Consider the following 23,622-nt stretch of genomic DNA (forward strand, 5'->3'; position numbering starts at 1 on the left):
CTTACTCCGTGTAGTCCGTTTCAAGCGCCAGATTGCTGTAGGCCGCCAAGGTCGTCGGGTTCAACGCCACAATCTTGAACTTGCCCCTGAACTCCTCATCCATTCGCAACGCAATCTGTTTGCGCTGGTTCGGCATCAGGGTCATGGTTCTGGTCGCAGGGTTCACATCACCGCTGGGGCGTGGTTCACCCACGACATTGTCTTTGCTGTCCTGGGCCTCAAGCAAGATTTCCACGCTCATGTCCTGCGTGAACATGTCATCGGATATCAAGGTCACTTCAATCACGGGCAGCAGGGTGGTGATGCGCTTGGCACCGTTCTTGTAGCTCAGTTCCACCAGCACCTTGCGTGGCTCCGCATTAGCACTGTGGTCAAGACGGGCAACCAGAACGGGAACAACAGCCTCCGTCAAAGATGCTCCGCCATGGAAATAAAGATGACCGGATCGGTACGGTGCCATGCTGCGTGGCAAGGCCACCTGGGCGAAATTGCCGCGAATACCGACCTTGTCTGCGCTGACGACCAGGCTATGGCTGTCCACCGTGCCATTGCCCAGCATCATGCGGTCATGGGCATTCAGCCATTTCCCCTGCGGTTTCACGCACACATCGCCAGCCTCTGCTTGCGCGTTCAGGAAGAAACCGTGATCGGTCACGATCACCGCCTCTTTAAAGCCCATGCCGCGCAGCTTGTGCAGTGCCACACGGATCAGCTTGAGCGTGCCGGGGATCAGCCCCAAGGTTGTTTCGGGGTTGTTCTCCAGTTGACTGTCGATTTCCGTAGAGCGCAGCACCAGCAGATCGACGGTCTCGGCGATCTTCGGTTTGCCGCGAACAAAGTCGCCCAGCGGCATTTCCTCGAAGCGATCGCCATACCGCTTGGCCAGAACCCCCATGCGCTGCGCCACAGTTCCCACGGATTCACCGTCCAATTTTGGCACTAGCGAATCGTTCTCCAGCGCCAGGGTCAGCCCTGTGCGGGCATTGGGCAACAAGCTGACCATGCCGACCAAGGTGATGGAGGGCAACTGCGCATACGCCACCTGCAATTCAACCGGGCCATCCTCGGTTAGCAGCTTTTGAAGCGCCACGCCCAATTCGTAGCGCAAGGCATCCACCATCAAATACGCCACCTTGCGGCCGCGCTCCTTGAGGCGGTCAGCCACCAGACGATCAAAAACGTCGGCGTTGGCCAGTCGCCCTGCGGGTGGCCAGCCGGCCGTCTCGATGTGCTTGACGAAGATGCTTTGCACCTTCTCCGCCAGGCGGCGATAGCGGGCACGTGCCTGGCTGATGACCTCGTGCATCAGCCCATGCTGATCGAGGAAATCCCCTGCAGCCTGCTCAAATTCGCGTTGCAGGCGGTCTGCCTCGCGCAAGCTGTTCAGATAGAAGTCGATCAGCTCGGCCTGGGATCGCGCGTGCTGAGGCAGCTGACGTTCGAAATCGTCGCAGGCTTCCACCAGGCTCAGACCCGCGCGCACCAGCTCCCACTGCGCCTGGCTTTCTCCCTTGCCCAGCCAGACAGAACCCTTGTGGCGGGCCAACACGCGGCGCGTGGCATCGGTATCGTCCGTGACGATGCCCTTAATCGCCACGCGTAGAAAAGTCCTCTCTTCAAAGGCAAAGGTATCTCGCTCGCCCAGGTCTTCCAGCGCACCACACTGCTCAACCAGATTGAGCTCTTTCTCTATGCTTTCTGCCCGGTCGATATAGGCTGCGCGAGCCTTGGGGTCATTGCGCAATTGGGCGCACACACCCTCGACGATAGGCCTGGCCTCCGGTGGAGCATGCGGCACCCCGTGCAGGGCGTCAGGCAAGGCCACCGGCAGATCAAAGACGAATTCGCTGAATAGCACGTAACGCCACAGCTCGTCTGCCAACGCACCCCAGGTCTTGCCCCGCGTCTTCACGCTCAGTCCCAAAGTCGCCCGCAGAAAGTCGCGTGTCTCTTGTACCCAGCCTTCTTGCGCCTTCAATGCCTCGGTCTGTTTGGCGTTGGGCACCAAAAGCGCGGCCAAAATCTCGCGGCCCGATTCCACCTGCAATGTGGCCCGCAACTGCGGCCAGCTCACGCCACCGCCAATGGCATCAATGACCGCGAAGGTCGGCCCCGCTGGCGAGTTGGCAAACACCTGCCGGATTTCGGTGGCGTGGTCCGGCCTCGCGCGCAGGCACAGGCTCAGGTACTCGTCGCCATCATCTTGTGGGAATACCGCGCCGCATTCTGCGTACAGGGCGAACGGGTCTGCTTGCTTCTGCTCTTCGGTTTCCGGGCGCTTGGCTGGCACATAGATCAGCACACCTTCCAATGGTGCCCCTCCTTGCTTGGCTGGCTGCCCCACATCGCGCAGCGCCAGCAGTGCGGCCTCGCGGCTCTCGATGCTGCTCTCGGATGCATCCACCACCCGCAACTTGTCGACAGCCAAGTCGAAACACAGCTCGCGATAGCGCTTGTCCGTGTCGTACACCACGAGGCAGCCCGCCTGCTTCAGGCGCGGTCGCAGCACGCTTTCGCGAATAAATTCAACAATACTCAAAGCGTCCCCCTCAGAAATCCAGATGCTTACCGCAATGGCCTATGATGATCTTTTTCTCAGCAGCGACCCACTCAAAATGAATGCGCAGAGTTTCAGCCAGGCTATCTTTGACACCATGCTTCAGATGCTTCTCCATGACGAAATCCCGCCCTCGATAAGAAAAAGTGCGGCGGCGCCTGCCTTCCACGCTAAGAGCGTTACCCTCATTATTTGAGTAGGCGTTATGCCCAAATGCAGATTTGGCATATTGTTCCCCTTTTCCATCAGCAAGCTGTTGCCAGTAGTCAGTTGCCAGCTTCTTCAACAATTCAAAGGCCTTGTCGCCTAGCCGAAAACCGCCCCGGTCAGACTCCTTGACAGAACTCCTTGAAGACTCCAAGAAAACAATTCGATCCGCATACAAAGCAGAAATCAAAGCAACAACCTGCTGCAAACTCGGGCTACCATCAAGCACCGCCACAATATTTTCACGCAGAGGGCCAATTACCTCGGTGAGGCTGTCCGGTTCACCATCATTCGATTGAATACCGCTCAACGCGTACTTGAGGTTGGCGACATCTGCCGCAAGGCTCCTGGTTTCATCATCCTTTGCCTGGTAGTCGGATTGAAGACTGGAAAGCTCATCATCCTTGGCCTTCAGCTCACGGTCTGCCTCTGCCAGTAACGCGATGTACTCATCCAGTTGCTGGGAATGCTCATTTGTTTTAGATTGTTGGATCGTCCGTATCAGTTGCGCACGGAGCGCTGCTTGAGCAACCTTTTCTGGTGAAATGTGCTGCCATGACAAAGGAAGGTTGGTTCGATGGGTGATAGCCGCCAACACTTCGGATTCAATAGATCGACCATCTGCAAGAAATTCAGAAATATCCTCAGGGTCCAGCCGCACATTTTCATAAAAGTGCCCACGCTCCCCCTGGCGGCCTGGAAACACGATCTTGATTGCACCTCCAAATGCCATGAAGCGGCGACTCACCGCATCTTCAATAGCAAAGGTATCCTCATCCGCAGGAATGCAGACCACGTCAGCTAAACCGACCAGGATGGAACGCAACCGCTCCGGATCTACGGGGTATCCTTCGTCAGGTTTGGCGCTCAAGATCGCAATTGGATAGGTTCTTTCAGCACGTTCGACTTCATGCAAAAAGGCTGGAGCACTTTCTTGCGTTAACTGCTTGACCTTCAAGCCAGGCGTGCGGCCAAGAGGATTGCACGAGAGGATAAGTTGCTCGACCAGCTTCGGACGTGTTACCTGAATTGGAGCGGTGACACGTGCGCTCACCTCATCCGTTTTAAGTAGTAAGGAGCACTCAACCGGTCCATCTACAGCCTTCTGACACAGACCAATTTCAGTCGTCCAGCGCCGACCGGAGGTCTTGTCGTCAGGATGGCTGAGCCGCGCCGAGAACCAAAACGGATAGGCTCTGCAATTGTCAGCAAGCAATGTTGTACGGGACGTTAGCGTACTACCGTCCCTGAGCCTCAATTCACGAATGCCTACTGCAAGCCGCTGTGCATCGACAGAGCTTCTTGAACGGCGACTCACCCATCTGGCCACTAATTGAATGATTTGATCCGGGCCACGTTCGGGCTCGAACAGAAAACTGTTAACGTAGACCAGCATGCCTTACTCCTCTTTCGTCCTTCTGCTGCGCGTCTTCTTCGGCGCTGTCTCGGGCTCGATGTACAAATCCTCCAGGCCGTGCGCAATGGCGAGCGACTTGTCGGTCTTGCTCTTCTCGCGCACGCGCTCGGGCCAGTAGTTCATGGCCAGGTGTGCCCAGTCGTAGTCGCCTTTTTGTAGCTTGGCCCAGGTGTCTTTCAGCACCTTCTGCCAGGGCTTGTGACGGAACAGCGGCCACAGCGGGGCGGCGCTGATCTGCACGCCATCGTCGTGGTTGGGCTTGTAGGTCGGCGCGAGCTTGAGCAGGGCGTCACGCAGTTCGATCAACTCCCACTCGAAGGCTTGTAGGGCCTCGAACTGCTTTTCGTCGTCGCGGGTGCGGGCCCCGCCCTTGTTGCGCAACACTGTGATGTCAGCGCCGACTTGTTGGAGCTTGGGCTCGACGAAGTCGTTGATCGCCGTGTACAGCGTCTGGCTGGTGAGGCTGGGGTAATAGACCCACAGCGTATAGCCGCCGGACGGTGTACCCATTGGCCAGTAGATTGGCGCTTTGCGGCTGCTTTTTGTGTATCGCTTGAGATGGTCTGCAAAGAAACCGTTTGGACGCCGAAAATAGTCGCGAAGCGACTTGGTGGCCAGCTTTACGCACGCCTCTTCCTCGACAGCGTCGGCCCCCTCCTTCCAAATCGCACGCAGCGCAATTTGCACTCGCTCAACAACGTCAGAGCTATGGCCTTCGTCATCAGCAAGCACACCAGGCCAGGCAATGGTCAGCGGATAGCTGTCTGGCAAATCATGCTCGCGTGCAGGAAGACCTTTTCCGTTTTGAAGCGTACCAGGCGGACATACCGGCAACGGCGCGAAAGGATTTGGCAACGATTCAGGCTGGCGTTCGCCCGTTGCAAAGCGAATATCCCATCGACCGAATGCACAACCCAGAAGGTAGGAGATGTGCGCTTCCTCGGTAGCGTAAGGCGACGTATCCAGAATAAAATCCGAGTCTTCGCTAGACGATTCTTCGTCGTCCGATTCGGCGGTCACACCATGTTGATGGAGGATGGCTTCCCTTAAGTCGCGCTCTACCGCCTCTGCCTGCAGTGGCGTAAATCCGTAGGAATCTGCCACCAGGCTTTCACCTTCTTCTCCTATGAGACTATTTCGATCGAAGGCAAGCGCCGCACCACCGCACGAGTGGTCACGAATACGCGTGGGCAAAACAAACTCGTGGAATGGCTCGAAGTTTTGATAGGCTTGGCGCCGTTTCTCAACTTCGCCAGCAATCAAGGCGCTGAAGTAGCCTTTGGCATCATCGGTCAATTGAGGCCAAGGCAACATTTTGACGTTGTCGACCAAAAAATTCGGGCGCTGCCAAAACTCCGCATAGAACCGCATAAATGCCGAGGCCAGGCGCGACGCGCAAATACCCAATGCTTCGGATTCCCGTCCTGCTTCAGGGAACGCCATATAGCGGCTGACAGAAGGAATACAACCGCTCGGAATCACGTAGGGGTAGAAGCGAACTGCGCGGCGCGTCCAACTGAAGCCGGGGCGGTAGTAATGTCCTTGGCTTCGCAAATATGCCCGGGGCTTTCCTTTGCTATCTTTAAATCCACGAAGTTCGGCACCATCGTCTGCGAAATTTAGCTTCAATGTGATCGGTGAGTACCAAGGCTGTGACGCCCCCGCTTTGACATGAAATGTCCAGCGTGGAGAGCCTTCGTCACGTCTCCGGAAATATGCTTGAACAACGGGGTCGTCGAAGCTACAAAAAGCTTCTTCGTTTGTCGGGTAGTAGCAGAATTGCGTGTCCTTAGGTGCCACCTCCCACACAGCGCGAACGAAGCGCGGATCATCGCCTGTTTGTAATCCCACACGCACACTAGCTACATCCGGCTCAATGCGCTTTTCGGATTCAAATTGCTTGATCGTGTCAGCGCCTACCCAATAGACAAAGGGTGAATCTGGCAGGAGATCAAAGGTCTTCTTCTCGGCCTTGAACAAACGTGCGTTAGTCTCGCCCTTGCGATGAGCAGCTACGCAAACATCCAAAGTTTGATGGCGGTTTTCGTCGGCGATAGCACGAATGACATTGATTTTTGGGTGCGAGACGCTGCGCTCCAGTACATAAGCGGCCGCCTCCACCATCGCGTCGTCCATCACGCCTTGGCCCAGATCGGCAATTACCTCGATGCCGGAAAGGCCCAAAACGACTTTCTTTCTCCAATCGGTAAAACTGGTCAAAAAGAAGCAGGTTCGTGAGGTGATCGCACCCAGCCGACCTCCCCGCCTGAGCAAACCCAATCCGCGATCGACAAATACGCCAAGCAGGTCATTGCGTGAATTGGGGTAGGTGTCAGTCAAGTACTCCTTTACACCCAGGGGGAGCGCCCCAAAAGGAGGATTCATCACCACCACGTCGAACACTTCACGGCACAGATCGATGAGCCGCAGCCCCTGCAGGGCATCGTGCGCAAATAGGCGTCCCTGATACGTCGACTTGGCGGCCTGGGCGAACTCAGTGAGTGCCGTGTGCAGACGTGTCTCCGCCTGCTGCCAGTTCTCCTGCTCCTGCTGCGCAAAAAGTCCCGTACCTTTGCCGACATAAACCTGACGAATCAATTGCGGCAACTCGCGCTCGACTTGAAGCAGCACGCCCAACTCAGGCAGCCCCTTAAGCAGTTGCAGGGTCTTCTCAAACAGCTCGGCATCGCGTTGATCGAGGTTGGCAGCAAACTGCTGGCGCAGCTCACGCTCTGCAGGTGGCGCGATAGCAGCGATCACGTGACCGAGCCCAATCAGCGGGCGCTCTTTAGCCTTCACGCCCGCATCGTGCCAAGCGCGCTGTGCCCGCAACCATAGCGCCAGAGAGGCGATCTGCGCGGCGCGCGGGTCGATGTCCACGCCGTAGATGTTGTGCTCGATGATCAGGCGCGGCACATCGCGCAGAAATGCCGCCTCGTCCTCGTAGGTCTGGCTCAGTGGCTTCAGGGCCGCCTGCGGCTGGGTCGAGACATCGAGTGAACCAGGGCCGTGCTGCTGTTCCCAGGCCCATGCCTCACGGTAAATTTCCACGAGCAGATCGAAAGCATACAGGCCGAAGTGCATGGAGCCGCAGGCCGGGTCCAGCAGCTTCAGTGTGCGCGGGTCACGCAGCTTGGTGGCGGCTTGAGCTGTTTCGTCGGGTTTCACCAGCAGGTACTGGCAACGATCGCGCAAGCTCGTTGCCCCGCCCGTGGCGTTGAACCACAGGCGCCCCAGGGTGTTATCGACCAAGAACTCCACCACGTAGCGCGGCGTGAAGAACTGGTTGCGTACTGCCAGCTCGCGGCTGTTGCGCGGCGCCTGCGAGGCATCGCGCATGGCCTTACGTTCTTCTTTAGAGTTGAAGTACTGGTAGATCCAGCCGATGGTTTCGTCCTCACGCCAGAGCGGGGCGATGTCGGCATCGTTGATCAGGTTCAGCACTTGCAGCAGTGCAGCTTCGCGCGGGAACAGACGGCCCTGCGGTGAGTAACGGTCGGACAGGCCCGGCAGGTCTTGGGCGAGCTCATCGAACACGCTGAACAGGTACAGGCGGTAGGCATCGCCGGTTTCGCCCAGGCCCGTGCCAGCCAGGCGAGCATAGAGTTGAAAGCCCTTGGCCTGGAAGCCGTTACCGACCGACTCGACCAACAGGCCCCGCGCCTCGGCCATGCGCAGTGCCGCCAGGCGGTTGAGCACAGTGAAGGCCTGCTCGCGCACGATGCGATCCAGCCCCTGCTTGGCGTTTATGTCGCCACTGGCGGTGTAGTGAGCCAGGGTATCGCGCAGAATGCGGGCGGTTTCTCGCTGGCCGTCGTTGATGTGACGAAGGCTGGCCAGCTCGGCCACACTGCCCGCGCTTGGGTCTAGCCCAAAGTCGTTCTGAAGCTGGCGAGTGAATTCCTCTTCCAGCACCCGCCGCGCGTCGTTGACGAAGCGCTGTAGGCGGTTTCTTGTTGTTTGATCGAAGGCCATGCGTTAGCGCGCTCCTGTGTCGTAGGCAGAAAGATCAATGTCCAGAGACCAGATCAGCACGCGCGACATTGAATGGAGACCGCAAGTTCGCTCCCACTCTTTGATGATGGACAGGTCACTGAGGCTGACGCCTTCGGTTGTTTTCTGCGGAAACTTATTGCGCTGGGCCGCAGCAGGAAAATCATTCAGCCAGGTGGTAAAGACTGCACTGTCCGGGAAATAAGTAGTGCGATAAGGGGCTTCGCCGCTGAGCGCGGCTTGAACATTGGTAACCAGCGTGTTTGCAAATTGGTAGCGCAACGCACCGTTGGCCAAGCGAGATATGTGGTTGCCAGCTTCCCAAATAGAAGCCATGGGTAGCAGAAAATGATCACCGTTTAGTACACGGGCCTGGAATGCATCCAACACTTGCGCACGCTCTTGATTGCGGCCAGGCACATCCAGCACGTTTAAGTAAACCGATGTGTCCAGCAAAACAATTTCACTCATTGCTGGCTCCCGAACGCATCTTGGCCAGCCAATCCAGTGCACGCTGCTTGCGTGCATCACCCGTTGGGTGATGCTTGACGAAGCGCTCCAGGGTGCCGGAGGTCATTAGGTGGCCCAAGCTGCCTTGGGCGATGAGCTCCGGGTAGTCCGGGACATCGGCCAAGCGCACTAGGCGGCTGGCACCATCTTCCGGGTGGCGGTAGCAGAAAACTACTTCGGGCACGGCGCTGTCAGGCAGCGCATCAAGCATCGCGGGGTTGTGAGTGGAGAGCAGCACACGCAAGGATCGCTCACTGGCTATGCGCTGAATCTGCTGAAGCAAATGGTGGGCGCGGCTGGGATGCACGCCGTTGTCGATTTCCTCGATGACCACCAGGCTGCCTTCCGGGGCGGATAGCATGGTGGCGGCGATGGCCAGAACACGCAGGGTTCCATCAGAGAGCAAGGATGCGTCGCGTTCATCCGTCCTGCCGCCGAAGGTCTCGGTAAGCTGGACCATGACACCACCGCGTGGCTCTTCCAGGAACGACAGTCCAGCGATGTCCTGTTCGGGCAAGCTCTGAATAAAATTCAGGATGGCCGCACGGTTGCTGGCAAAGGGTTCGTCGCCTGCCTTTTCATCAGGCCCCCAGCAGTTGAACAGCACTGCCGATACGTTGCGACCATTGCCTTGCAGTTCTTTGTCTGACGGAAACGCATAGTCGCGCATTTGCGCCGGCACCGGATCGAGAAAAAGCACGGCGGAAAGCCACTGCTCCAAGTCTTTCGTCACAGGCGGGATGCGTTCCCGAGAGCTCTTATGCTTCGCGTCAAAAGTGGCTGGGCTGGTGAGCTGGGTGAAGATTGCCGTTTGATCGGTGCAGGTCACGCGAGGCTTATTGCGACCGTTTGCAAAATTGTTATAGGCCACACCAGCATCCGTGCCTTGTCCGATGGAGGGCTGATCCAAGGTGTAAAGTGGCACTTTTGCCCCGTCGTGAGTCAGGCTCTCAGCAGTGATGTGCAACCCATCCGTTCGACGGCTTAGGCGCATGCTGAGGTGACTCCATTCAGTCGCGTTGGTGTGTACACCGAGTCCAAAAGACTCACCGCGTTGATAGGCCAGATCCTCCAGTTTGCCGCGCACCACTTGATCGCCGCTTTGCACAGCAAAGCGGATAGCTGACAGCTTCTGCCCTTGCGCCAACCAGGACAGTAAGCGCAGGCCTTCAATGACATTGCTTTTACCTGACGCGTTAGCACCAATCAGCACTGTCAGCGCAGACAAGGGCAGTGTTGCTTGCCGGTAACTTTTGAAGTCTTCCAGAGTAATGGCGGTCAGCATGATTACTCTCCTTTAATTTCGAGTGACACCTCGATTTCGGCATAGAGGCCAAGCTGTGCCTTGATTTCATTGAGCTGTTGAATCAGCCCGTCGATGTCTGCAGCGGAAGTCATCTTCACCGGCACAGCGATCGACTTGGTGAGCTTTGCAGGACCTTTGTCGCCCGTTCTGGCCCGCTCTTCCTCCATGCGCTGACGCAGGCGTTCCTGCCCCTGGCGCTGAATCGATCGCTTCAGATCGTCGAGGGTGCTGTTGATGTCGTAGTCGCGGGCCAGCAGTTTCTTGAGTCCTGCCAGATCCTGTGTAGCGACCAGGGCGAGCCCATCCAGCCGATTCACCGCGTTGCCACGCTCCTCCTGGGTGAGTTCTTCCCACTCGGGGATACGTTGCAAATCTTCCACGCCTTCCTTCAAACGCAGCTTTTGCTGCTCGGAGAGCGTGATGACCGCGTCGCGTACGCGGCCCTTCAGATGGGTGAGCTGTGAGTTGAAGTCGGCGGTGTGCTTGTAGAAGTCTTCTTTGCCAAGACGTTCGGACAGGGTTCCCAGGTCTTCGGCAAGCTCGTGGCGCAGTTCACCTGGCACGCCGGTGTCCGGCAGGGTTTCGATGTCGCGGCGGTGGGCTTGCAAGTCGCGCAGGGTAGCGTCAAGCCCGTTGTCAAGCACCCGCTTCACTTCCTGCGCCCATTTGAGGTTGTCGTAAATGGCGGAGGTTTCTGCGCCCAGGCGCTGAGGGGCGTCCGAGGCATCGGTAAACAGAACGTCGGCAATGTCCTGGTTCAAGGTGCGGATGCGGTCACTGCCTGCCAGCCCAAGCCCGCTGAGCTTTTCGGCCAAGGAGCCGTAGTCGTGCTGGAAGCGCGGGAAGTGCTTGGCCGCCGCCTTGCTGATCTCTTGCTCCAGCGGAATCACCATCTCACCGACCAGCTCAGAGAGGCGCTCTGCAGCCCGGCCAAGAGTTTCGATGGAGGGGCGCTCGTCGCGCAGTGCAACGCCGATCTGCTTGAACGAGTTGTTGGTCTTCAGGGCATCAATCGCCTGCTGCCCAGCCGCGGTGACTTCACGCCCAGAGACTTTCAGCTTGATTTCACCGGCCATGAGCATGGCGGCCACGATGTAGCGCGTCGTATCGGGTGACCAGCCGAATGGGTCACTGCTGAAGTCGTCCAGCAAGCGCTTGCCATCGACCGTGCCGCGCTTGTCGATGTAGTCGCGGATGCTGATCATCGCCTTGTGGTCGGTCTTGAACGAGGCGCGTCCCGCCACGGTTTGCACCAAGCTGAGCGGGTCAAGTGTGCTGCTGATGGCTGCGGGATTGGCAACCTTCAGGAACTTCTCGGCGGTGTCGGTGCCGGCGCGCACCGGCGCTTCGACATAACGGTCAAAGACTTGCTCGGCCACGTCCGAGAGCAGCTTCTTGGCTGCCTCCAGCAGGTCGGCATTCAGCGCCGACACGGCAGTAGCTTGTCCGCGGAAGACGAACGAACCGGCCTGGAGCGTTTGTTTGATCTTGCTCTGCAGTTGCGTCGCCAGCTTGGCAGCGCGGTCAAGCTGGCCAGAGCAATAGTCCTTGACCTCTTGGTCCGGCTCATTACGGTGCAGCTCGGCGATGCGCTGGCAGCGGTAGATTTCATTCGTCAGGTCGTCCAGCTCAGCATTGGTGCGGGCCAGCAGGCCAATGACATTGCGACCGGCGCGACTGCGGGAGTCGTCGAGCATGCGGTTCTTGGCAACCTCGTAGTCGCTGGCGGGCACCAGCTCCACGACGGTCTGGATGGCGTTGTTGTCGCCTGTCAGGCTGGTGCTGGCACTGCCCACCTGGACCTTCAGGCCGGCCGCGACGGCCATCGTGCCATGCAGGCTGACGCGGGGCAGCGGATCGAAGGACTCGCGCAGCGCATCTTTAAAGATACGCTTCACATCGACAGTGCGCAGTGCGATGGCACCACGCTCTTGTTCGATATCGCGCAGTTTTTCGCTGAGGAAGACCAGGCTGCCATCTTTCTCTCCCAGTGGCACATGCACGTCGCCCAGCATTTCCTCAACGGTTTTCTTGACCGTGTCGAGCTGCGAAGGTGCCGTTACAGATGGGTGCATTAGACTTGCGACGTTCTGTACCGACACTGGCAAGTTGCCCAGGATTTGCAGCACAGCGACGGACTTTGCGATGTCCAAGTGGAGCGGCGAATCCGGGAAGCGAATCTGTACTTTGCCGACCGCCTGGTGGATGGACGTGAAGGCGCGACGGATGTCCTTGTCCAGTTCGTCGTATAGCGTGACAGTGGTAGCCAGCCAACCTACGGGCTGGTCGGCCATTGCCTTGGAGCCACCTTCGCCCTTCAGAACGTCCTGGATCACCTTGATCGCCGAGCGCAGGCCGATGCCGCCGGTGGACTTGGCCAGCGCACCCAGCAGGTGCAGCAGGATGTCGAAGTGCGCCGGCAGGAACGGGTACAGGTTGGTGAAGCTTTCTTTGCTGAAGTCTGCGTCGTAATACTTGGCGTCTTGCAGCTTGGTGTTGTGTCGCAGCGCCTGGCCGTGTGCATCGAACAGCTTGCCTAGCTCTGTCTCACCCGCTGGCGATTTGCCGAGCAGACGGCGATAGCAAATCTCTTTGATGTCACTGGATTCGAGGTCGATCTGGATCGGGAAGCGATCCTTGAGCTTGTAGAGCTTGTCGGAGTTCAGTGCGGCGCGCGGGTCGTCTTCCGTCAGCGTTTGCTGCGCGGTGGAAATGATCCATGCCCTGCCGTCACCCAGCCGCTTGAGGTTTTTGGCCAGGCCATCGAGGTTGAGAATCAGGTTGTCGCGCGAGGCGACGTACTGGCCGACTTCGTCAACGATGAAGATGATGTTCTGCTTGCCGCTCTTCTCCCGAACGATGTCGATCATCTCCTGCACGCGCTGGTCTTCGAACTGGAAGAAGCCCTCGGTGCTTGACGAGAAGGACTTGGCTTCGGGGAAGAGCGCTGGGTACATCTCGTGGGCGATCTTCGGAATCAGCCCGTCAATGGCCAACGGGTTGTTCTGCACGCGGGCCCAGGTTGCACCTGGCAATGCCTTTCCGATGCGTTCATGTAGCTCGGGTGTGCGCCCGTCCTTCTCGACCATGCGCTCGAAGGCGGCGACCTTGAGGTTGCGCGAATAGCCAGCCCATTGCAGCACCTTGAAGTAGAGAACGGTGGAGACATCTTCCATCGTGGCGCCGGCGAGCATTTCGCTGGCAAGGTCGAGCATGACCACAGCGGCCGGGAAGCGCTTCGCGACAGTGGTGAGCAGCGCCTTGGTTTGCGGCTTGTGCAGGCGGTCTTGCAGATAGTTCATGAAAGGCGTGCCGTCGATAGTGCGCTGATCATCGAACGCCAGGCCGAGATACTTTGTGAACGAACTCTTACCCGAGCCATAGAAGCCTGAGACCCAGACGCCTACCTCGTTTTCACCACCGGACTCCATGGCGAGCTGCATGCGATCGAGCAGTTTTCGGAACTGCTCCTCGATGCTCTCAGTGACCACGTATTCGGAAATCTCAGCCTTCAGGCGACTTTCTTGCGACGCGCCATAGGTGATGACCTTCTCGATGGTCCGGTAAATGTCCTTGCTTGGATCGAAGAGTGAGCGAATGGTCATAGTCGTGTCTCAGGGTTCTTTTTGTCTGTTCAGCCGCCGACGTGTACAGAGCGGTAGTTGCCGTCTTCCGGATAGAAGCCAAGAAATTTCAAGCGTGTCTTGCCGGTTCGTACACCGGGGTACAGAAAAATCGTCGGCACATGAAACTTCCCCTGGAGTTGGCTTTCAATGGCACCGATCCGCATGAACGGATGCAACGCCTCAAGGTCCGTTACCAACAGCAGCGCGTTTTGCTGGCCCTCCAGCGGCTGTAAAGCGTCCTCAAGCCGCTTGAGCAAGCCGTTGTCTGTTGTCAGAATGTCTGCCAGCGCCCTGTTGGTGCGCGGCCAGTCCAATGGTGCGGATTTGTCTTCCATCACGCAGAGCGACCAGAACGGGTCGTCTTTGAGCAGAGACCAAATCTGTTCGACGATGGAGAAGGTGTGAACGTCCCAGCCTTCTTGATGGAGCTTGGCTATCCAGGCGGGCGTCTGTCGCTTTACCTCAAGGATTTGCTCTGGCGGAAAGACCAGGTAATAGATCGGCTCGAAGCTCGCATGGCCGAGCTCTCGCCCATGCCGGATGCGCTCGCGCAACTCGTCAAAATCAGCATTGAGTGAGGACATCGCAGAGCGCCTCCATGTCTGGTTGTTTCCAACTGATGCGGATCACGTCGCCGGCAGCCTGGACGATCAGTAGTCCCTTCAGCGAGAGTCGTTTGATTTCGTCCAACACGTCTTCGCGCGTCAGTCCAAATAGCTGCCAGTCCTCGTGGATCAACAACGCGTTGTCGCTGACACCGGAAAAATGCAGCTCGTAGGCGAGGTAGACGACTACTTTCTGTTCCACTCGGAATGGAAGAATTGGTCGCCCACCTTTCGATGGACGGCTCAACAATCCAAAATCGGAACAACAGCCTGTCAAATACCTTCCCATGCGTTCGATCTGGCCGTCGGCCCAACGTGAAGGGGTCTTCTGATCGTCTATTGCTCTCCTGATGAAATCCTCGGCTCTGACTTTGGATACTGCCGTAGATGCAGCCTCGTAGCTAGGCCAGTAAACGTCCGTCACAAAGTCGCGGAGGATCGGATTTGCTCGGCAGGTGTGAATAAAGAACAGCTGATTTAGCTCAGCAGAAGTCAGAGAAGAAGCGAGCCTTTTCAACGATCTGGCAGGCTCGTCTCCGCTCACGAGGTATCGATTTCCAAAGCAACGGACGACGATATTTCTTAGACGGTAAGCAGAGATCTGTGAAAGCAGTCCAGATTCCAGCACTTCATGATAGAGCGTTGTAGCATTCATGGCCGGAGACCACGCGTGCAGTAGCGCCTTGGTCTCCTCGGTCAGGCCAAGGCCCATCGCTAGATTGGTGTCGTACTGCATTGTCGAGGCCACGATCATCCCACCAAGTACGGATAGGTTTTGACGTTTCGAGTGAAAGCCGATAAATAGGCCGCAGCGATTGCCTTCAGCGTGGTGTTGGAATTGAGGTCTCGGATGTGTCCAACCTTTGTTGGTCCTTCGCTGAACTCGCTACTATTGGTGATTGCCAAACTTTTCAGTCTGTCTAGCGCGGTTTCCTGACTTTGCTGTGTCTGGAGAGCGAGCTCTTCTCCTATGCTGCTTTGCATGATCGCGTGCAGATCTTGTTCAATCTCCTCGGGCAGCCTGAATAGGTGGTAGCTGCCGGCATGGAGGTGCTCGTCATGCAGCCGTTTGGCTGCTTCTAGGACAGCATGGTATTGAGCCAAGCGAGAAGTTCTCGAAAAGACTGGTTCCAAGAATAATCTGCTGGAAGTCTCGTAGAATGCGGTCGACCACCAAGCATATTGGGCGCGTTCACCAAGAAAACCAACCGCCAGACGGACTTGCAGCAGCTCAGTCAAAAAAGAGCTTTGGTCAGGCATTTGTTGAGCGAGGGAGTTTGATTGAGCCTGGTGATGTACGTCAGTCATGGCTGTCCTTTTAGGAATCTGTATGGCTATTGGCGTTAGCCGCGCCGCCGCCTTTGACCCAAGCGTCTACATCTTCCTGTTTGAATTTCCAGAATCGTCCAACCTTGTGACCCGGCATATTGCCTCCGGTTACCCAGGTGTAGATCGTGTCCTTGGTAACACCGAGGTAGTTTGCGATTTCTTCGACGGAAAGCCATCGATCGTTCATGAATGGGTACCTTGAAAGCATTCAAAGGAGCGAGATAAATTTGTCTAAGTGTAACTGATAAAGCCGGTTAACTAGGGTTTGTCCCTGTTTGAATTTGGTAATCAGGGTTAATACTGACCTAACTGAATAACAGTTAGAGATCAGACCATCCTTGCGTCGGGCAACGGTGCTCGCCGCTCGGACCTTGCAATTAGTCCATCTCCTTGGTGTGGGCGATCATTACGTTAAGCGCGCGGCCTGATACGTCGATTGCGTGACCGCGCTCCTTCTTGCAAGACCACGGGCGAATGGCGCGAAGAAACTGAGTAGCATCGGATCGTGTTCTACAACTGCCTGGCCGAAATCGTGGGCGAGTTCTTAAAAAAGCCGTTCGGTTTGCATTGTTTTGGCGTGCAAAAACGATTTGATCCCTGCAAACTTTCCATCCTAGGGGCGCTTCTGTGGCTCTTTTAATGTTTGCCCTGTGCCGCTTGCCCAGGCTGTGCCTGGGCCCCGGCCGCGTGACACTGCCTGCCCGCTTTCGGGATCAGGCGGGGACGTTTGTCCCCAAATTCGCTGGCGCTCATTTGTGGCCTTAAACGTCCCACACATGACGCACCCCTGACGGGGTGGGAAAAGCGTTTGTTTTTCAAGGGATTGGGAGCAAGCGGCGGCTAGCCGCGTTGCAGGACATATAGAACCACAAAACAGTGTAAGAGCTTGATTTATCGAATAGATATCTGGCTACAGTTGTAGTCTCGTTTCTGGTAGACGGCACGGGCACCTGTCGCTAGCAACATATCGACTACACGCTGACTGCTTTCCATATGCCTTTTGATTGCATGGCGACAGCATGCATGCTACATGATGATTACCTATTGGCAGCATGGACTTTACAGTGTTACGGCACCATGCATACGGGAAAATCTCAGGGGTGCTGATTCCGACTTGAGCAGGCAGACCTTGCCAGATCTGAACGGCAGCAAGCGACCCACAGCGGTCCGTCGACCCAGCGCGACTTATAGGGCCGCCTCCCGAGGTACAACGGACGTTCGTTGGATCGCAGTGCGAGACTGGAATTCAGCCGAAACGGACATGGAGTCGGTGCACACTGTTTGACCGATGACGGGCGGAAAAGGAACTTGCGAAGACGACGGCCAAATCGGTCAGGTCCAGGGCATCTCCAGCAGTATCGAACGTTGTCACTGAGGTTTCAAAAGTGCACTGGTTAGTAGGCTGTGCATTGCGCTACTTGCCCCCCAAGCGTTACGCGCATTTTTCTTGTCCGCTGCTGACCAATGGCGTGACGAAAAATAGATCGCAAGCTGAACATAAGGTGAACATGAAGGATAAAGCAGACGCAAAGATTTACGTCGCGCATGATCACCGAATTTTCCGACATAAATCGCCGCAATCGCCCGGAGAACATCACGTCGCGTTGTATCCGTCAAAATCTGGTTAACCACCTTCACTGCACCATCATCTCCCGAACCTTGTAAAAGTGCGGCGAGTATCCACATTTTCTGCCAATCCATTAAGGAAGCGTCCGAGAGCAATTCGATTAGATAGTCAGCTACGCCATCCTCATCAAGGAATCGAGCAAGATACGCTGCATAGATTTGCGACATTGAGGGGCGCTTCTTGAACGAATTCAGTACATGGCCGACCGCGTAATCAGACTCAATTGTTGCAAAAAGCGGCAGACAAAACCGCTCAATGTTTTCCTCATGGCCAGGATACTTCGAGATGGAATTGAATAAATGCTTTGTCGCTTCCAGCTTGATATCGAGTGAACCCTCTTCTTCTTCCTCGTCGTCATCTTCGTCCCATTCCGATTGGAAGCCGTAATCGGCATCAAAATCCTCATCGGCGACTTGTGAGGAAATTTCGTCCAACGCTTCTTCAAAGAGGGTTTCAAGGTCCGGTTCCTCAGACATCAATGCGTTTTTAGGCATGATGGCTGACTTAGCTTCGTTCAAGACGAGATCGTAGGCGCGAAGCAAAGGAACGAGCCCTCGCAACAAATCATCTGCTTCATCAACGCTACCGATGAAAATATAAAGATCATCTACGTAACGCGCGGAGGGAATCGGATATTCTTTGAGAAAGCGATCAATTGGATCCATGTAGTAATTTCCGAACAAATCAGATGGATACATGCCTTGTAGTATCCCTCGGGAGCTTCGTTCTTCGGTATATGCAACAAGCATCACTTCAAGCCGATCCGCAAGTGTCTTGGGGTAACCCGCGCCAGTCAAATCGTTTATGAACGTGTGTTGATTAATTGACCCAAAATAGTTCGCAACGTCGACGCGAAGGATGTATTTTGAACCGCGTTTCTTCGAATGTTTCGCAAGCGCCTGCTGCAAAGCGTTCCAACACGTGCGTGTTGGCGCAAACATGGAAGCTTGATCCGGAGCGGCTAGTCTATGACTGAATGACCGTGTTTTGTCGGTTTTCTTCTCAATGATAGGTGCAGCTTCATCAGCAAGTAGCTGATAAAACAACCTGTCTTTCGGCCAAAGGATACTGCCGGGTCTTGAGAAACCCGGTCCTTGCCGGTTCATACTCACTGCCCGCATTCGGCCCGACTTGGGTACTTCCATGGTAATCGGCATTCCCGGGAGGTACTTCCCGCTCTTTAATTCTGAACTAACTAGCTCCGCCAATTCGTCGCCCGCCTTAGCGTAAATAATCCCGAAGTGAGGTGCATAGATAAAATCAGACCGCTGGTCGTGTGCAACCCGCTTCAACGCTCGCTCCCATTTCAGCGTTTTTAGCAAGGTTGCGTCGAGCCCGAATGGATCTCCACATTTTATGCCTGCCATTTCCTACCCCCGTTAGGCTTACTTATCTGTTCTTACCAATAGGTACAGCATATCAGCGATAAGCCGCCCAAAAGAAAGAGAGTTTGGTTAGGTGAGGCAATGGCCACTTTGAGGTCTGCTGAGGGCGCTCGGCGATAATATTGCGAATGTTCGCTATGGCCGACGAACGAACCGACTTCTTCCGCGTGCGAGGGTCCGTTGTCTGAACAAAGCCGACGCCTGAACGTCCGCCTTACGAGACATGTGAAGGGCCGTTTGTGGCCGGTAAGCGGCCGGTCGACTCAACATCAGAAACAGTAAATAAGGATGGCTACTCCTTGAACATGACAGGATTTGCCCCAGGAGGAGGCGAGAATCGGAACATGCCGCGTTTTTTGATGGCTTCGATCCCTCCGACTTCCTCTATCTTGTGTGCTTGATCCAGCAGGCACTGTGCATTGACCGCTTCTGGATCTACAACTTTGCGCAAGGCCAAATCACATTCCTGCAGAATGTCAGCGTATATGGGATCGGCGCCCAGGTCCTGGAGCTCTTCCGGATCATTTTCCACGTCGTAGAGCATGGGCGGCATATTGACGTAGTAAATGTATTTGTATTGGCCGTAGCGGATCATGAAGGTGCCGGTGGATGAGCCTGCAGCATGATATTCGGACAGGATTGTGCGTGGCATTACCTCCTTGTCGTTGGCGATGTCCCACAGCGAGAGGCCAGGCAGATCCTTGTCCTCGTGGTTCAACGTTGCTCCAACGCATTGCACTATTGTCGGAAACAGATCGATCAGGCTGACAGGCGTATTGCATTGCTTCCCTTTGGGGACTCCTTCTCCGGAGATGATTAATGGAATGCCTGCAGACTCTTCATACATTGTGGATTTACCCCACAGTCCTCGTGCACCGAGATTGTCGCCATGATCCGAGCTATAGATGATGCGCGTCGAGTCGGACAGGCCAAACTCCTTGACAGCGGATAGAATCCCGCCGATGTTATCGTCAAGGAAACTCACCAGCCCATAGTAAGCGGACAATGCACGCCGCACCATTTCCTGCCCGGTAAAACCTTGATCAAAGATTTGTGATTCTCGTAATTGCTGAATGAAAGGGTGGTGCGTTGGCCGGTCTTCGCCTAGATATTGCTTGGGCATCGTCATGCGATGCTCAGGGTACAGATCAAAAAACTCCTGTGGGGTGATCAGCGGGAAGTGAGGGGCAACGAACCCGACGTAAAGCACCCATGGTTTGTCGCCTATGTTTTTGGTTCGGTTCTTTAACCACTGGATGGTCGCATCGCGCACGGCGCGATCGTAACGTGTGTAGTCGGATTCGCCCGGGCCGGCCTCAGGTCCCAGCATTGCCGAGCCCTTGCGGACTGGAAGAGGGCACTCTTGACGGATCAGGCCCAGCAGGTCACCCAAGCCGTCAACAATGTGCAGCGGCTGTATTTCTTCTGTGAATCCATTCTGGGATGGGTTGTAGCCTGAATAGTGCAGCTTGCCGATAGACACGACATCGTGGCCCTGCGGGATCAGGCGGTGCCCCCAGCTCGGTTGAGCACCTTTGTAGGCAATGGCGTTATCCCAGCACCGGTTCTCGTGGACGTAGCGTCCGGTAGCCAGGCTTGCTCGTGCGGGCACGCAGATGGGGCAATTTGTGTAGGCTTGCGTGAAGCGTGTGCCGTTTGCTGCCAGCTTGTCGATATTGGGTGTTTTGACGAACTCATTACCGTAGCAGCCGGTCACCTTTTTGTTGTGCTCGTCAGAAAATATAAAAAGCAGATTACTTGGTTTCATTATTGTCAGCCTTAATTTTCTACGTTGACTTTAGCCAGTTTGAGAAGCTCCTGATAGCGCTTGCGCTCAGAGTCGATGAAGCTGGTGAACTCGGCGACGGACATGGAGCGGGCGAGAACGCCTTGTTCTTTGAATTGCTGGACGATTTTTGGATCTTTCAGTGATTCGACGATTGCCGAGTGAATTTTGTTGACAATGGCCTCTCGCGTGCCGGCTTTAACCACGATGCTCCACCACTGTGTAATCTCGTAGCCTGGCACAGTTGTACTCATCAGCGGTAGATCAGGAAGCAAGGGATCGGGTACCTGGCCAGTAGTGGCCATGGCCTTGAGATGGCCGCTACGCAAGTAGGATTTTGCCGCAGCAGGCGATGTGATCATGAAGTCGATGGTGCCGCCAACCAGGTCATTCAGGGCCTGGCCTGCGCCTTTATAGGGCACATGCAGCATCTGCGCTCCTGTCTTTGCGGCCAGCAGTTCTCCTGCCAGGTGTGAGGGGGTGCCAATACCTGAAGAGGCATATCGTAATGTTCCGGGATTGGCTTTTGCGTATGCGATCAGTTCCGGGATGCTATTGGCCTTGACCTTGGAACTGGTGACCAGGATGTTGGCGCTCTGACCTATGATCGTAACGGGCTGGAAATCCTTGAATGGATCGAACGGCAGCGACTTGTGGAGATAGGGAGCAACAGCCAGCATGGATGGCGTGGCAAATAGCAGGGTATAGCCATCGGCGGGTGAATTTACAATTAAATTTTGCGCAACGACGCCGCCGGCGGAGGGCTTGTATTCAATAACTATAGAAGTGCCTAATTTTTTGCCGACCTGGTCGGACAGTATCCGGGCCAGAATGTCCGGGGCACCGCCCGGCGATTGCGCCATGATCATGCGGATGGGCCTGTCGGGGTAGTTCTCGGCAGTATCCTTCGCGTAACCAGGGAAGCTGGCTACGGCCGCCATGGCCATGACAAGCCCACCCAGGCCGCATCGGGTGTAATTGATCAGTTTCATTATTGTCTCCTTAATATGGAAGGCGCTTGAACCATGAGGTTCGGTGCCAGGACTCATCTTTCTGGAGACTATTATCTGCAGAACGTATATTCTCCATAAGTCATATATATTGAACGTTCCATTACGAATCGATATATCACATCGCTTCTGCTGAGCAGGATGCTGACATGACTTCAATATTTGAAAAAAATTTCACCAATCAGGCTTTACGACGACTCAGGCTTCGGCACATCGAGTTGCTGCAAGTATTGGGTGAAGTTGCCACCGCAAGTGCGGCGGCGGCCAAATTGAGTTTGTCGCAACCCGCAGTCAGTAAAATGTTGCAGGAAATCGAAGAGGTGTGCCAGGCGCAGCTTTTTTATCGTGGCCGCCGGGGTATAGAGCCCTCGGAAATGGGGAAACTTTTGATTCGGCATGCGACCTTGACGGTGCATCAGCTTGATGCCACCGGACAGCAGTTGCAGGCGATGCAGCTTGGTGCTTCGGCGCTGTTAAATGTGGGCTCTTCGTCAACGATGCCTCTGTTGTCCCAGGCCGTGGTAACGCTGCGCCGCCAGATGCCGTCCCTGTTGCTTAGAGTGTGGGATGAGCCGCCCCGCCAATTGATTACGCGGCTAATGGCAGCGGAAATTGACTGCGCTCTTGCGCCTTTGCCGCCAGATATTCTTTCCTCATCGGAAGTGGAGAGCATACGTCTGCAACCTGTCATGGCTGATTGGATGTGTGTGGTCGCTTCGCCCCAGCACCGGCTTGCGGGGCATGACTCGTTGTCGTGGAGCGATGTGGTGTCGGAGCAATGGGTGCTATCGCCACCCGATGCATTGACCCGCCAGCGCTTTGTGGCCATTTGCCTGGATCAGGGGCTGACACCGCCGCGGCCGGCGATTGAGTGCGTTTCCTTTAAATCCGTTCGGTGGCTATTGCGCTGTGACCCTACCTTGCTTGCGCTTACGCGCGCGCATCAAGTCATGGATGATGCGCAGGTTGGGCTTGTGAAAGTGTTGCCGGTAAGTCCGGTCGTCGCGCTTCCCGCGGTATCTTTCATTACCCGGCAGGGCACGGCAGCCGATCCAGAGGCATTGTCTTCTTTGCTGAGCGCGCTGCAGGAAGTCACGAAACAGGTAGGTGCCGTGGTGGTATAGGTGGAAGTTATGGTCACCTGCGCCGGAGTTTTGAGCTGTACATGAAAAAGGCCAGCACTAAAAAGTGCTGACCTTCTGAGTTTTTGGCTGAGCGGACGGGGTTTGAACCTGAGACTTCCGGCGTGAAATCGCGTGGTGCATGCCGACGAAACGCCGGTGCAAATGCTCCAACCTGGTAGCAAAAGATCCATCGAGCCTATCTCCGGGCATATGCACCTGGTGCCTTCGAGTCACTGAAGGCGGTGATCTACGACTTTACGCAAGGCCGTGCCGGCGAACACGATCGCGCCTTCCTGAACGACTGGCAAGGCACTCTACTCTGTGACGACTACTCGGGCTATAAGGCCTGTTTTACTCAAGGCATGATCGAGGTCGGCTGCATGGCGCATGCGCGGCGCAAGTTCTTCGAGCTGCATGCCGCAAGCAAGAGTCAGCTCGCTGAGCAAGCTCTGCAGCATATCGGTCGCTCTATGAGGTTGAACGCCAGGTCAAGGACCTGGACATCGATGCTCGAAGGCGAATACGTCAGAAACGAGCAAAATCCCTGGCCGATGCGCTGCACTTCTGGATGCAAGAGCAACGTGCCCGCGTTTCCGACGGTTCAGCCACCGCAAAAGCCTGCGATTACAACCTTAAGCGCTGGAGTGCGCTCACGCGCTATCTGGACGATGGACAGTTGCCGATCGACAACAACCACATCAAACGGCAGTTCCGACCGGTCGTGGTGGGCCGGAATAATTGGTTGTTCGCGGGCGCGCTGCATGCAGGCAAACGGGCGGCGGCTGTGATGACGCTGGTTCGATCAGCCAAACTCAACGGCCATGATCCTTATGCCTGTCTGAAATAGGAACTCACGCGTCGGCCCACGCATCTGGCCGATCAGATCGATGAGTTACTCCCGCATAACTGGCGGCCGGCAACGCCATAACGTCAAAATGCCCGCTCATGCGGGCAGTCAAGATGTGTTCGGCGGATGCTTACAAAGAGAGTTGCTGGATGGTGGCAGCTTCCGACCCTGAGCCGCCATCCAGATAGAAGCTCGAAAGCCGTCACTTATTGGCCAGCATAAACTGAAAAATCTCGGTTTCCTGCAGCCTCATGTCTCGCGATGCCGCCAACAGTGCTATTTAACAAACAGGC

At 55.9% G+C, this 23,622-nt stretch carries 14 protein-coding genes and 1 pseudogene; 2 read left to right on the forward strand and 13 right to left on the reverse strand.

Annotated elements, in window-relative coordinates; all coding sequences use genetic code 11:
- Window position 1 precedes the first annotated feature (1 nt).
- The 13 genes from ACYVDM_RS21620 to ACYVDM_RS21680 all read right to left on the reverse strand — a co-directional run bounded on the left by ACYVDM_RS21620 (window position 2) and on the right by ACYVDM_RS21680 (window position 21,340).
- Entirely contained in the window at window positions 2–2,539 is a 2,538-nt protein-coding gene (locus ACYVDM_RS21620; protein ID WP_415788722.1) for a PglZ domain-containing protein, read from the reverse strand.
- 10 nt (window positions 2,540–2,549) lie between these two features.
- Window positions 2,550–4,160 (reverse strand): hypothetical protein, encoded by a 1,611-nt coding sequence (locus ACYVDM_RS21625; RefSeq protein WP_415788724.1) that lies wholly within the window; start codon window positions 4,158–4,160, stop codon window positions 2,550–2,552.
- Window positions 4,161–4,163: 3 nt separating this feature from the next.
- Window positions 4,164–8,156 carry a BREX-1 system adenine-specific DNA-methyltransferase PglX gene (gene pglX / locus ACYVDM_RS21630; RefSeq protein WP_415788726.1) on the reverse strand — a complete coding sequence of 1,331 codons (3,993 nt, stop codon included), beginning with the start codon at window positions 8,154–8,156 and terminating at the stop codon, window positions 4,164–4,166.
- Window positions 8,157–8,159: 3 nt separating this feature from the next.
- Window positions 8,160–8,645 (reverse strand): hypothetical protein, encoded by a 486-nt coding sequence (locus ACYVDM_RS21635; protein ID WP_415788729.1) that lies wholly within the window; start codon window positions 8,643–8,645, stop codon window positions 8,160–8,162.
- Window positions 8,638–9,969: an AAA family ATPase gene (locus ACYVDM_RS21640; RefSeq protein WP_415788731.1), complete on the reverse strand. Its 1,332-nt coding sequence runs from the start codon at window positions 9,967–9,969 to the stop codon at window positions 8,638–8,640. Before ACYVDM_RS21640 ends, ACYVDM_RS21635 begins: the two co-directional genes overlap by 8 nt.
- 2 nt (window positions 9,970–9,971) lie before the next feature.
- The gene (gene brxC, locus ACYVDM_RS21645; protein ID WP_415788733.1) at window positions 9,972–13,595 is read right to left on the reverse strand and encodes a BREX system P-loop protein BrxC; all 3,624 of its coding nucleotides are present in this window, start codon (window positions 13,593–13,595) and stop codon (window positions 9,972–9,974) included.
- A gap of 29 nt (window positions 13,596–13,624) precedes the next feature.
- Entirely contained in the window at window positions 13,625–14,200 is a 576-nt protein-coding gene (locus ACYVDM_RS21650) for a BREX protein BrxB domain-containing protein (protein ID WP_415788735.1), read from the reverse strand.
- The gene (locus ACYVDM_RS21655) at window positions 14,181–14,957 is read right to left on the reverse strand and encodes a BrxA family protein (RefSeq protein WP_415788737.1); all 777 of its coding nucleotides are present in this window, start codon (window positions 14,955–14,957) and stop codon (window positions 14,181–14,183) included. Before ACYVDM_RS21655 ends, ACYVDM_RS21650 begins: the two co-directional genes overlap by 20 nt.
- A gap of 14 nt (window positions 14,958–14,971) precedes the next feature.
- The gene (locus ACYVDM_RS21660; RefSeq protein WP_415788740.1) at window positions 14,972–15,529 is read right to left on the reverse strand and encodes a BrxE family protein; all 558 of its coding nucleotides are present in this window, start codon (window positions 15,527–15,529) and stop codon (window positions 14,972–14,974) included.
- Window positions 15,530–15,539: 10 nt separating this feature from the next.
- Window positions 15,540–15,737, reverse strand: a complete 198-nt coding sequence (mads1, locus tag ACYVDM_RS21665) for a methylation-associated defense system helix-turn-helix domain-containing protein MAD1 (protein WP_415788742.1) — start codon at window positions 15,735–15,737, stop codon at window positions 15,540–15,542.
- Between the two features lie 1,181 nt (window positions 15,738–16,918).
- On the reverse strand, window positions 16,919–18,544 hold the full coding sequence (locus tag ACYVDM_RS21670) for an RNA-directed DNA polymerase (protein WP_415788744.1): 1,626 nt from the start codon (window positions 18,542–18,544) through the stop codon (window positions 16,919–16,921).
- 310 nt (window positions 18,545–18,854) lie between these two features.
- Window positions 18,855–20,330 (reverse strand): sulfatase-like hydrolase/transferase, encoded by a 1,476-nt coding sequence (locus ACYVDM_RS21675; RefSeq protein WP_415788746.1) that lies wholly within the window; start codon window positions 20,328–20,330, stop codon window positions 18,855–18,857.
- An 11-nt stretch (window positions 20,331–20,341) separates the two neighbouring features.
- Window positions 20,342–21,340 carry a Bug family tripartite tricarboxylate transporter substrate binding protein gene (locus ACYVDM_RS21680; protein ID WP_415788748.1) on the reverse strand — a complete coding sequence of 333 codons (999 nt, stop codon included), beginning with the start codon at window positions 21,338–21,340 and terminating at the stop codon, window positions 20,342–20,344.
- Between the two features lie 167 nt (window positions 21,341–21,507).
- Here ACYVDM_RS21680 and ACYVDM_RS21685 point away from each other — a divergent pair, with 167 nt between their 5' ends.
- Window positions 21,508–22,482 carry a LysR substrate-binding domain-containing protein gene (locus ACYVDM_RS21685; protein ID WP_415788750.1) on the forward strand — a complete coding sequence of 325 codons (975 nt, stop codon included), beginning with the start codon at window positions 21,508–21,510 and terminating at the stop codon, window positions 22,480–22,482.
- Window positions 22,483–22,614: 132 nt separating this feature from the next.
- Window positions 22,615–23,410: pseudogene (gene tnpC / locus ACYVDM_RS21690) on the forward strand (IS66 family transposase); the annotation flags it as partial.
- Window positions 23,411–23,622: the final 212 nt, after the last annotated feature.

This window comes from Bordetella tumulicola (assembly GCF_054779135.1).